This window comes from Ekhidna sp., assembly GCF_965221965.1.
GTDB lineage: Bacteria > Bacteroidota > Bacteroidia > Cytophagales > Cyclobacteriaceae > Ekhidna.
Genome location: NZ_OZ244926.1, coordinates 2108944 through 2121160 on the forward strand (window position 1 = coordinate 2108944; position 12217 = coordinate 2121160).

Here is a 12217-nt window from a genome sequence, read left to right on the forward strand (position 1 = left end):
TTCCCTCACAATTTGATTTACTATCAGTTATTAACTTATGGCCTATAACAAACTAGCACTTGTCCTTGGCAACTGTCTATTCCCTGATCACAGTCGATTAAATCCGGATGCATCCACTCTCTTTTTCATGGCTGAGGATACCGGACTTTGTACACATTTCAAATACCACAAACACAAGCTAATCCTATTTCTATCCGCCATGCGCTCGCATGCAGATGAGGTAAAGGAAACATACAGACTTACCTATCAGCAACTTTCTGCAAGTAATCAACACTTGACTTATGAAGACAAATTGAGACTCGTCCTGAAGTCTCATGACTCAATTTCTGAGCTTATCACCTATGACATTGAAGACCACTTCTTTGAAAAACGAATCAGGGATTTCTGCAAAACAGAAAAGCTTAAACTTACCATTGTAGACTCCCCCGGATTTATAACCACCAAAGAAAAGTTTAAAGCATACAATCAGAGTGTGAAGAAACCCTTCATGTACACCTTCTATCAGCAGCAGCGAAGAAGCTTGAACATTTTTGTCGACAATAAAGGGCAGCCGTCCCACGGCCAGTGGTCGTTTGATGAAGAGAATCGGAAGAAGTTGCCAAAGGGAATTAATATCCCAGACCAACCCACCCCCCATCCTACCGATCACACTGAGAAAGTAAAACAACTGGTAGATGAGCTATTCCAGGACCATCCAGGATCTACGGAAAACTTTCGATGGGCCACCACACGGAGACAGGTTTTGTATTTGCTGGATGACTTTTTGAAAAAACGATTCGAAAACTTTGGCCCCTATGAAGACGCCATTAGCAGTCGGGAAACATTCGTTTTTCACTCAGTCCTATCTCCTTACATCAACATGGGGCTGGTCACACCGGATGAAGTGGTGGACAAAGCGCTGGAATATTATGCCGAAAACGACACCCATTATCCCAGCGTCGAAGGGTTTGTTCGACAGATAATCGGCTGGAGGGAATTTATGCGAGGGATTTACCACGAGTACGACGAAAAGCTCAACACCAACTATTTCAATCACAAGCGAAAAATGAAACCCTGCTGGTACGATGGCACCACCGGCATTCCCCCTTTGGATGATGCAATCGGGAAAGCCAATAAGTATGGCTATACACACCACATTGAGCGACTAATGGTGCTGGGAAACATCATGCTGCTTTGCGAATTAGACCCGAAGGAAGTCTATAAATGGTTTATGGAGATGTATGTCGATTCAGCGGATTGGGTGATGGCGCCTAATGTCTATGGCATGAGTCAGTTTGCGGATGGGGGCATCTTCGCCACTAAACCCTACATCGGTGGAGCGAACTACATCAAAAAGATGAGTGACTATGGCAAAGGAGACTGGGAAGATATAGTCAATGGGCTTTACTGGCGATTCATTGAAGAGAACATGGAAACCTTTGCCAACAATCAGCGAATGTCCATGATGGTAGCTACGTTGAAAAAGATGAATGAGGAAAAGAAAGAGAAGATTTTTAAAGCTGCGAATCGGTTTATTGAGAGGGTAACAGAATAGCCCAACTTATTGGGATCAACTCAAAAGAAGATGCCGGAATAAATCCGGCATCATGCTTAATCCCACTGTTTCAAAGTCGTACTCAATCCTTGATACAAAAACACCTGATCGATACTGCTATTATCGAGGTTATCCGTATCGCTGTTATTCCATCTGTAGCTGGTGCCACTGATATTTCTGTAAGCAGGGTTTACAGAAGCATACATTCCCAGGTACGCTTCAGCACTGGTAGAGCTTTCGGCACCCTTTAGAACAAAAAAATTGTACTCATCATTGTGAAGTGGAAGTGTACTCCCTACGTTCATATATGGACCTCCGGCATCTCCTTCAGATATTTTCACTTTGCTATTGCCTGCATTATTCGCCCATGAGTAGTTTTTGAAAGCAAAAAGATAGCTACCTGATGGAATGGTATTTCCATTGTCATTTGCTACTGTAGCAGCCTGAAAGCTGACCAGTGATGCTGTGCTGGAAAAATGGGCATCTGTGGCACCACTCTTCGTAACCTCAGCTAAGTAATTAGCTAAATCATTGTATTCGCTTTCGATGATTGGAACCCAGTCCCCATCCTCGGCAACTTCGTATTCCTCTCGAGATGCAGAAAGAAAAGCCCAAATGTCATCTATATTATTAATGGTCACTTCTACATTGATTACCTGTGTCTCTGTTTCATTGGAAGCCTCAATAGTTGCGGTTATGGTTTCGTTGGTCTCATAGTCATAAGCCAGCCAATCTCCTACGGTTAGGTCATTGCCTATGATTATCATCGCATCCGCTACAGACTGTGACACCAATTCAAACTCGACAGTGCCGGTCAAGTTGGAACTTAAATTCCCAACAATATCTCCCGAGCGAGGATACTCATTCATGGACAAGTCGAGTTGTAAATCTGCTATCTCGTCATCATCGTTATCCACCGGGTCTTCATTCAGACAGGAGGTCAGCAACAGTGTGAAAATCATACTTAAGATCAACATTAGTCGCATTATGTTTTTACCGATCGTTTTCATCATCATTCATTCATTTAATTATGAATCAAACTTACGCGCAGGACAAACCCTACAACAATTTCAACTATGGACAAAGTATGGACGTGCATTTTTCATCAGGTTTATTTTCAGACAACCCCATTAAGTACGTTAGAAATTAAAAATCACCTTTAAACCCTTATCAAACCACTTTTCTAATCATTTGGCCTTGATCAACCAACCAGCTATTCAGCTCATTTGTCAAAGACAGTCTTGCTTTTGATATGGACAAAGGCACCATCAGTGTGTATATTGACCGAGCCAATCAAAATCAGGTATCATGAAAAGCTACCTCGCACTTCTACTTTTTTTCATATTTTCCTCGTTAGCTATAGCACAAAATCAGACACGGATTGACAGTCTGCTTCAAGCTGCTGAGAAGCTACCGAATGATACAACCAAACTGAACACACTCAATGAGATCTTGAATCACTACATGTATCGTGACATGGACAAAGCTGGTGCTACAGTCAGAGTGCAACTGACTCTAGCTAAACAGTTGAAAGACCAATCTCAAATTGCTCGGGCCACCTATCAGATGGGCGTCTGGCACTACAATTATGGTCAAGCTGATTCAGCGTCCCATTATTACTCCCTAAGCTTAACACTGGCCAACGAATTGAAAGATCCTGTAGCCATTTCGAAGGCTTTGAATGGGTTAGCTATAATGGCCTATTACAAAGGAGACTTGATGACCTCTGACAGCATCAATGACCTGGATCTGAAAAACACAATTCAGGCTGGAGACTCAGTTGGTATGGCAATGGCTTATGATTTCAAGGGCACAATCAACCAAAACAAAGGCTACTACTCGATTGCTCTGAAATACGTACACAAAGGTCTGAAAATCTACGAGCAGCTTGGTGACTCGGTACGAATTGCCGATTGTTACAATCACCTAGCCACTCTGGAGATGAACCTTAAAAACTTTCAGAAAGGTATTGATTACAACTTAATCGCACTTAAAGTCTATGAGGCAAACGAAGATGTGTACTATCAGGCACAGGCGCTCAACGACATTGGGGTGATGTATAAGTTGCTGAATGAGGAAGAAACTGCTCTGAACTATTTTGAAAGGAGCATTGAAAAAAGTAAGCAAGCTAATGTCCCTGCTCTTCAAGCTGCATCACTTACAAATATTGGTGGTATTTGGATTCAACTGGATCAGCCACACAAAGCACTGTACTTCCTGGAACAATCCATTGAAATATCTACCAGGATTGGTGCTTCCCGACGGATTGCAATTGCAGAAAACAGTCAGGCGGAAGCATATCTCATGTTGAAGCAACCACTAAAAGCCATAGAGAAAGCAATCAACGCAAGCCAATATGCTGATGAAAATGAAAATGTCTCCATTAAAAAAGTAGCAGTGGAACACCTTGCAAAAGCATATAAACAAGCTGGTGATCTTTCATTGGCTTTAGATTATCTGACAGAAAGTAAAATACTGAATGACTCGATCCTGAATACCAACAAAATAAAGACCATCGAAGAACTGAGAGTTAAGTTTGAGCTCTCACAAAAGGAGATCGAAATCGAATTGCAGGAACAAGAACTGCAAGTCATGAAAACTCATGCAGCAAATGACCGACTGACCAAATCCATTTATGCAACAGGCATGTTTTCGTTCATCACTATTTCAGGTCTATTGTTCTTTGGATTTAATCAACGAATCAAGAAAAACCGCATTAAGCACGAGAAGAAAGAAGCACTGCTAAATCAGGAACTGGAATTCAAGAAAAAAGAACTTGCCTCTCAAACACTCCACCTCGTGAAGAAAAATACCTTTATTCAAGAGCTTAAGGACAACCTCGAACGCCTAAAACAATCACCAGAACTTTTCAAGGTTGAATTTAGAAGGTTAATTCTGCTGCTAAGAAAAGAAAACGCAGAGGACGAAGACTGGGAGGTTTTTAAGTCATACTTCTCTGAAGTGCATAACGACTTTGATCAGAAATTAAAAGAAATCGATCCGGACATTACAGAAAAGGAAATCAGGCTAGCCTCTTTCCTGAGGATGAGCTTATCGACAAAGGAAATTGCTTCTATCTTCAGTGTGATGCCCGATAGTGTATTGAAGTCAAAGTATAGACTTAAGCAAAAGTTGAATCTAGATAAGGAGGAAGATCTGGTAAAATATTTGAATAGAATTTAACAGTTTCCAGATTTTTTTATGAGAATAAAAATCGAAAAAAGCTAACTTCCAATGAAACCTACCTTCGATCTTATGAAACGGATTCTATTACTCGTTTTCATTATACCAGTGCTAGTCAATAGCCAAACCACTATCTACGCCAGTGGGATGATAGATGTAAACAAAGGGAAGTATGTGGAGTCCGTTACCGTCGTAGTGAACAACGGGAAAATTGAAGAAATCACAACCGGTAAACCTCCTGCAGGTACAAACTATATCAATTTAGATGGCTACACCCTCCTTCCCTGCTTAATTGATTGTCATACACATTTAACCGGAAATTGGTATGAAGGATATCCTGATTTTGATGAGTATTCACTTCCTGCCGCCTTCTATGGAATCCTAGGAGTGGTCAATGCGAAAAAGACCCTGGAGGCAGGTTTTACTACGGTCAGAGATGTACATGCTCATTTTTACTCAGATGTCGCACTGCGCGATGCGATAAACAAAGGGATCATTCCCGGCCCCCGCATGTTTGTTACCGGCTCAGGCCTTTCCATTACGGGTGGACATGGCGCATGGGGTAATTGGCTCAGTCCTCAATTAGAGCTTAAAGAGAACCCAGGAAGCGTTGCAGATGGTGAGGTTGAAGTTATGAAAGAAACCCGCAAACATCTCATTCAAAAAGTAGACTGGATTAAAATCTTTGCCACAGGTGGCTTTGGATCATATGGAACCATTCCAGGGGCAACCTCTTATTCCGAAGAGGAGATGCGAGCAGCTGTTATGGAAGCTGATAAACTTGGTATACCTGTGGCTGCACATGCTCACGGAAAGGAAGGTATTATCAATGCATTAAATGCAGGGGTTAAATCAATCGAGCACGCCACATTTCTAAATCAGGAGTGTATTGACCTTATCAAAGAAAAAGATGCCTTTTTATCTATGGATCTTTATGCCGGATACTATGAGTGGTTTGTTATGAACAATAGTTACGATGACAAAGAGATGGAAGGTACAACCGAAGAGCAATATGCTGAAATAGAGCGGCGCTTCAAACTGGCAGTTGATAATGGAGTCAAAATGGTGTTTAGCACAGATGCCGGAGTTTATCCGCATGGACAGAATACAAAACAATTCAAACTGATGATAAATGCCGGAATGAGTCATCTTGGGGCAATTAAATCTGCTACCATCATTGCCGCTGATTTGCTGGGGATGAAAGAGAATCTTGGTAGTATTGAAGAAGGAAAAATAGCTGATCTCATTGCGGTGAAAGGAAATCCACTGGATAACATAGCAATCTTAGAAGAAGTAGTGTTTGTAATGAAAGAAGGTGAAGTGGTTAAAGCACTCAGAACACAATAACCAAAATCAGCTTCCAATTGCTTAAAGTAAATCCACATTGCGTAGTTAAATAACTACGCATATATTTGTAGTCAAATGACTACATAATGAATCTACGTAGAGATGTATTTCAGGCTATAGCCGATCCCACCAGAAGGGCGATCCTTTTACTTGTAGCTTCTCAATCGATGACAGCTGGTGCTATTGCTGCAAACTTTGACACAGCTCGCCCTACGGTATCGAAACACTTACAAATACTTACCGAATGTGAACTTCTGAAGAAAGAGCAGCAAGGACGGGAGATTCGCTTCTATTTAAACCCACAGGGATTAAAGACTGTCGCTGAGTTTATTGAGCCTTTCCGTAAGATGTGGGATGATCGATTCAATAAGCTGGAAGATGTAATGAAAAATCACAAACTGAAGAACTAATGGAATTAAAGACAAAGATTCATGCTGAAGACAACAAGCAGGATTTGAAAATCACTAGAGAGTTTGAGTTACCACTTGAATTGCTATTTAAAGCATACATCGAACCTGAACTGGTAGAACAATGGATGGGAACCAAAGTGCTGAAGCTGGACAATAAAGATCATGGGAGTTATCATTTTGAAACAACCGACCCGAAAGGGGATGTTCATGTATTTCATGGAACCATCCACACGTTTATTCCAAATGAAGCAATCACACGCACCTTCGAAATGGAGAAGACCCCCTTCCCTGTTCAACTGGAGTTTATTTCATTCAAACCGCTCACCAGCAAAACCAGTAAGCTGGAGATACATATCATTTATAAATCAGTAGAGGATCGTGACAATATGCTGAAACTGCCTTTTAAACAAGGCGTGAATATGGCTCACAATAAGCTGGAAGAAATTATGCAACGATCAAACTAGAGTCAGATTATGAAAAAGAGAAATAACATCATTTATTGGATTACCACAGGCTTTCTCTCATTGGGAATGATAGCCGGCGGTGTGCAACAGCTTTTGCAAATTGGTGGCTATGTGGATATTGTCAATCAACTGGGCTACCCTACCTACATGTTATCTATCCTGGGAACATGGAAAATTTTGGGAGTTGTTGCCATTCTGGTTCCCAAATTCCCACTGATAAAGGAGTGGGCATATGCAGGCTTTTTCTTTGCCATGTCCGGAGCTGCGACTTCACACATTACCGCAGGTCAACCATTCAGCGAAGCTGTACCTTCGTTAATATTGTTGATAGTGACTGTGTTATCCTGGTATTTCCGTCCGGATAGCAGAAAAATCAAAATATCGACTATGCAATGAAATACAAGGATGTTGATTCGTACATACTAAGCTCTGTCCCGGCTGCCCATCCATTACTTAGAAAGCTTCGCCAGATCATCCTTAAAACAATTCCGGATGCTGATGAAAGTATAAGCTACAACGTGCCTTTCTATAAGTTTGATGGAGTACATGTTGGCTTTGCAGCGTTCAAGAACCACGTTACCTTCGGAATCGGAGCAGATGTATTATCTGACGAACATAAGGAGCAGCTCGAAAAGAATGGTTATCACACAGGAAAGGAGACAGTTCAGATCAAATATGATCAGGAAGTGCCAACAGAGTATTTGAGGTTGTTATTAGAAGAGAAAATTTCGAAAGCAAAAGATATTGGTTAAGTATGAATTCTAAAGTCGACTGGTTTTTTGAAAAAGATACCAAATGGAAGGAAGAATATGCTCATTTGAGACAAATAGTATTGGGATGTGACCTGACCGAAGAATTAAAATGGGGTCACCCCTGCTACACCTTCAAAGGAGACAACATCGTTCTGATCCATGGATTTAAAGATTATTGCGCCCTTCTCTTTCACAAAGGAGCGCTACTTAAAGACATTGAGAAAATCTTAGTGCAGCAAACGGAGAATGTACAATCTGCCAGACAGATCCGATTTACGAATATTAAAGAAATTGGTCGTTTCCAATCCACAATAAAGGCTTACATCTATGAAGCCATCGAAGTAGAAAAGGCAGGCTTGAAAGTAGCGAAGAAAAAGACAAAAGATTTTCCTATGCCGGACGAACTCAATGCGATCTTCGAAAAGGATCCTGAATTCAAAGCTGCTTTTGAGGCGTTGACACCCGGCAGACAAAGGGGTTACCTTCTTCACTTCTCAGATGCAAAGCAGTCCTCAACACGTACCTCGAGAATAGAAAAAGCCAAGCCCAGAATTTATGAAGGCAAAGGCTGGAATGAGCGGTAAGAAACTTATTCCTTTGTATAGCCTGTTTGACTTCTATGAATCTTGATCAAAACAAACAAAACGCCATCAACTTCTATCGAACCGCATTTTTAGGTGATCCAGCCAAAGCAGTGGAGCTTTATGTCGGAGACGATTACATTCAACATAACCCGGACGTAGCGAACGGCACACAAGGCTTCATCGACTATTTCGAGCGCATGCAAAGAGAGTATCCTGATAAATCCATAGAGTTTGTGCGCTGCATTGCGGAGGGAGATTTAGTCGCTCTTCACACCCATCAAACCTGGCCGGGAAATGACCAGTATGTAACAATGGATTTCTTTCGATTTGATAAAAACGGAAAGATCGTTGAGCATTGGGATGCTATCCAACAGATACCGAATAAATCTGCAAACTCAAATACAATGTATTGATTCAAACTTTAGCCCATGCCATTAGTTATCAGTGCATGAGTAAACAATATGTAGTCGTTGGCGGTAGCTCCGGCATTGGATTCGAATTATCAAAACAATTATCAGAAGCTGGAAATAAGGTAACAGTTCTCTCAAGAAGCAAAGGTGAGTTGGATTCACTTTCCAATGTCATTCACATTGAATACGATGTAACTTCAGAGGAAGAACCCAAAATCGATCTGGATACTGTAGATGGATTTGCTTACTGTCCTGGTACCATTAACCTAAAACCTTTTCATGGGCTAAAACCAAAGGACTTTCAGTACGACTTTGATGTGAATGTGAAGGGAGCAGTTAAAACCCTTCAATCAGTGTTGAAAGGTCTGAAGAAAAGTGATGGTGCTTCTGTGGTATTATTCAGCACAGTCGCAGTGCAGCAAGGGATGCCATTCCACGCTTCTGTTGCAGCTAGCAAAGGTGCCCTGGAAGGCATCACTCGTTCATTAGCTGCAGAGCTAGCCCCAAAAATACGCGTCAACTGCATTGCCCCCTCGGTGACCGATACCCCATTGGCTAGTCGAATTCTGTCTTCAGAGGACAAAAAGAAGGCTTCAGGAAAAAGACATGCAATGAATCGAGTGGGTTCGGCTCAAGAGGTAGCTAAAATGGCTAACTTTCTATTATCGGAAGACTCAAGTTGGATGACAGGACAAGTAATTGGCCTGGATGGCGGAATGTCATCAATCAGACCTCTCTAATGAAGATTCTACTCACAGGCTCTACCGGCTACATCGGCCGCCGTTTGCTTCCCGAATTGGTAGAAGCCGGTCACACTGTGGTTTGTCCGGTGCGGGATGCCAGACGCTTTGATTTTGAAGATTTCAATGATGACTTTCTCAAGCACGTTGAGGTGATCGAATGCGACTTCCTTGATAAAGAGAGTCTTAAAAAGCTCCCACCCAATATTGATGTTGCCTATTATCTAATCCACTCACTAACGTCCAACAGCACGGAATTCAGTCAGCTGGAAGCTACAACCGCCGAGAATTTTAATGCATATATCAATGCAACTAAGGCTAGCCAGGTGATCTACCTTGGAGGGATTGCTAACGATGCTGAACTCTCCGTACACTTATCCTCCAGAAGGAATGTAGAAAATATTCTGAAGGAGTCAAATGTTCCAATCACGGTCCTGCGATCGGCAATAATTATCGGTTCCGGAGGAGCATCTTTTGAGATTATCCGAGACCTGGTTGAAAAACTTCCGGTGATGATCGCTCCTAAATGGCTAAACAGTAGATGTCAGCCCATTGGTATTGCCAATGTATTAGAGTATCTGGTCGGGGTGCTTGGAAACAAAAAAGCATTTGATCAGACTTTTGATATTGGCGGCAAAGACGTTCTCACTTACAAACAAATGCTCCTTCAATTTGCTGAAGTCAGAGGACTGAAACGTTACATTATTACCGTTCCTGTCCTGACAATCAAATTATCCTCACTGTGGCTTTATTTGGTGACCTCTACCTCTTATCGCCTGGCTAGAAATCTGGTAGACAGCATGAAAAACGAGGTGGTAGTCAGAAATAATGAAATTGACCGTATTGTAAAAATTGATAAGCTCTCCTACAAAGAGTCCCTGAAAAGGACTTTTACCAAAATCAGTGAGAAACAAGTTGTGAGTAGTTGGAAGGACTCTTTTATTAATCCGAATTTCAATAATTCATTTCTCCGTCAAGTGGAAGCACCTAAACACGGATGTTTCAAGGACATTAGAACCTATTCATTTAAAAGGGATCCTCATGAGGTTATTGATAATATCTGGGCAATTGGAGGAGAACGAGGTTGGTACTATGGGAATTTCCTCTGGAAAATCAGAGGTTTCATAGATAAACTTGTTGGTGGTGTCGGGCTGAGACGTGGAAGGAGAAGTCCCACCGATCTCAAAGGGGGTGACGCGCTAGATTTTTGGCGGGTTCTTTATGCCAATAAAAAAGAAATGCGCTTGCTCCTTTTTGCTGAAATGCGCTTACCCGGAGACGCCTGGCTGGAATTTCGAATCAAAAAAAATGATAGCGAGTATTCCTTAATACAATCAGCAACCTTCAGACCTCTAGGGGTATGGGGACGTATCTATTGGTATTTGGTCCTGCCTTTTCACGGTCCTATTTTTAGAAATATGGCGAGAAACCTTATTTCCTTCCGGGAAACCAATTCCCCTTCCCGAGGGAGTAACCTTAAAATGAAACAAAATGACTAAACCCCAGGTCACCATATTCTGGTTTCGCAGAGATTTACGTCTCGAGGATAACAGAGGACTCTACCATGCACATAAGGAATCATTCCCGGTTCAACCAGTATTTATTTTTGATACAAACATCCTGGATGAACTACCTAAAAAAGATGCACGTGTTGAGTTCATCCATCAGGAAATCATACGGCTTCAAGGAGAGATCAGCAAGAAGGGTGGCGCCATGGATGTCCGCATTGGGAAACCAACAGAGGTGTGGAAAAACCTACTGAATGATTACGATATTAAAGCGGTCTGGGCCAACAAAGATTATGAACCCTATGCACGGGATCGCGATAAGAAAATTTATGATTTGCTCAAAGAAAATGGCATTGAATTTAAGGCCAAGAAAGATCATGTCATTTTTGAAAAAGACGAGATAGTCAAAGACAATGGCGCCCCATATGTGGTCTATACCCCTTACAGCAAACTCTGGAAAAAGTCACTGGAAGGTGGACACCTGAGTGCTTCGAAATCGGAGGAAGCATCCAACTGGTTTCAGACAAAACCCAAAGAAATTCCATCCCTTGAGACGATCGGATTTGAGCCAGTAGGAATCGAATTTCCAGACCGAAAACTGAACGAAAGCATCGTTTCAAAATATGATGAAACAAGAGACATTCCAGCCATCCGGGGGACCAGCAGAATGAGCCTTCATTTACGCTTTGGGACAGTAAGTATCAGAGAGCTGACAAGGCAGGCAAAGTCACTCAATGAGAAGTACCTAAATGAGCTCATCTGGCGTGACTTTTACCAGGCGATTTTGTGGCATTTTCCACAGGTGGTTGACACCAATTTCAATCGAAAATATGATAGGATAAAGTGGCGAAACAATGAAGAAGAATTTGAGAAATGGAAGAAGGGAAAAACCGGATATCCGATCGTGGATGCGGGCATGAGAGAACTGAATGAGACCGGCTTTATGCACAACCGGGTGCGTATGATTGTGGCAAGCTTTCTCACCAAACATTTACTCATTGATTGGCGATGGGGTGAAGCGTATTTCGCAGAAAAATTACTGGACTATGAGCTGGCCAGTAACAACGGGGGATGGCAATGGGCAGCCGGAACCGGCGTGGATGCTCAGCCTTATTTCAGGATTTTTAACCCCTACTCTCAGACAGATAAATTTGATAAAGACAGAAAGTACATCAACAAGTGGGTGCCGGAGAATGGAACCCAATATTACCCAAAACCAATAGTTGATCATAAAGCAGCCAGAGAAAGATGTTTGGAAGCCTACAAGAGTGCATTAAGCTAAATT

Annotated in this window: 13 protein-coding genes; 12 read left to right on the top strand and 1 reads right to left on the bottom strand. The window is 42.0% G+C overall.

Annotated elements, in window-relative coordinates:
- Positions 1 to 37: 37 nt before the first annotated feature.
- Positions 38 to 1534 (top strand): cryptochrome/photolyase family protein, encoded by a 1497-nt coding sequence (locus ACOQON_RS10065; RefSeq protein WP_420575311.1) that lies wholly within the window; start codon positions 38 to 40, stop codon positions 1532 to 1534.
- Between the two features lie 56 nt (positions 1535 to 1590).
- On the opposite strand, the gene ACOQON_RS10070 is transcribed toward ACOQON_RS10065, so the two are convergent.
- Entirely contained in the window at positions 1591 to 2496 is a 906-nt protein-coding gene (locus ACOQON_RS10070) for a hypothetical protein (protein WP_420575312.1), read from the bottom strand.
- A gap of 346 nt (positions 2497 to 2842) precedes the next feature.
- Between ACOQON_RS10070 and ACOQON_RS10075 the strand changes: the two genes are divergently transcribed.
- The 11 genes from ACOQON_RS10075 to ACOQON_RS10125 all read left to right on the top strand — a co-directional run bounded on the left by ACOQON_RS10075 (position 2843) and on the right by ACOQON_RS10125 (position 12214).
- Positions 2843 to 4717: a tetratricopeptide repeat protein gene (locus tag ACOQON_RS10075; protein WP_420575313.1), complete on the top strand. Its 1875-nt coding sequence runs from the start codon at positions 2843 to 2845 to the stop codon at positions 4715 to 4717.
- A gap of 72 nt (positions 4718 to 4789) precedes the next feature.
- The gene (locus ACOQON_RS10080; RefSeq protein WP_420575314.1) at positions 4790 to 6064 is read left to right on the top strand and encodes an amidohydrolase family protein; all 1275 of its coding nucleotides are present in this window, start codon (positions 4790 to 4792) and stop codon (positions 6062 to 6064) included.
- Between the two features lie 86 nt (positions 6065 to 6150).
- Positions 6151 to 6474, top strand: a complete 324-nt coding sequence (locus tag ACOQON_RS10085) for an ArsR/SmtB family transcription factor (protein ID WP_420575315.1) — start codon at positions 6151 to 6153, stop codon at positions 6472 to 6474.
- The gene (locus ACOQON_RS10090) at positions 6474 to 6938 is read left to right on the top strand and encodes an SRPBCC family protein (RefSeq protein WP_420575316.1); all 465 of its coding nucleotides are present in this window, start codon (positions 6474 to 6476) and stop codon (positions 6936 to 6938) included. Before ACOQON_RS10085 ends, ACOQON_RS10090 begins: the two co-directional genes overlap by 1 nt.
- A gap of 9 nt (positions 6939 to 6947) precedes the next feature.
- The gene (locus ACOQON_RS10095; protein ID WP_420575317.1) at positions 6948 to 7334 is read left to right on the top strand and encodes a DoxX family protein; all 387 of its coding nucleotides are present in this window, start codon (positions 6948 to 6950) and stop codon (positions 7332 to 7334) included.
- Complete coding sequence (locus ACOQON_RS10100; RefSeq protein WP_420575318.1) at positions 7331 to 7690, top strand: iron chaperone; 360 nt, start codon at positions 7331 to 7333, stop codon at positions 7688 to 7690. The genes ACOQON_RS10095 and ACOQON_RS10100 overlap by 4 nt, the downstream gene beginning before the upstream one ends.
- Positions 7691 to 7692: 2 nt before the next feature.
- Complete coding sequence (locus ACOQON_RS10105) at positions 7693 to 8274, top strand: YdeI/OmpD-associated family protein (RefSeq protein WP_420575319.1); 582 nt, start codon at positions 7693 to 7695, stop codon at positions 8272 to 8274.
- Between the two features lie 35 nt (positions 8275 to 8309).
- The gene (locus ACOQON_RS10110; protein WP_420575320.1) at positions 8310 to 8687 is read left to right on the top strand and encodes an ester cyclase; all 378 of its coding nucleotides are present in this window, start codon (positions 8310 to 8312) and stop codon (positions 8685 to 8687) included.
- A 35-nt stretch (positions 8688 to 8722) separates the two neighbouring features.
- The gene (locus ACOQON_RS10115; protein ID WP_420575321.1) at positions 8723 to 9424 is read left to right on the top strand and encodes an SDR family NAD(P)-dependent oxidoreductase; all 702 of its coding nucleotides are present in this window, start codon (positions 8723 to 8725) and stop codon (positions 9422 to 9424) included.
- Positions 9424 to 10923, top strand: a complete 1500-nt coding sequence (locus tag ACOQON_RS10120; RefSeq protein ID WP_420575322.1) for an SDR family oxidoreductase — start codon at positions 9424 to 9426, stop codon at positions 10921 to 10923. Before ACOQON_RS10115 ends, ACOQON_RS10120 begins: the two co-directional genes overlap by 1 nt.
- Positions 10916 to 12214, top strand: a complete 1299-nt coding sequence (locus tag ACOQON_RS10125; RefSeq protein ID WP_420575323.1) for a cryptochrome/photolyase family protein — start codon at positions 10916 to 10918, stop codon at positions 12212 to 12214. Before ACOQON_RS10120 ends, ACOQON_RS10125 begins: the two co-directional genes overlap by 8 nt.
- Positions 12215 to 12217 lie beyond the last annotated feature (3 nt).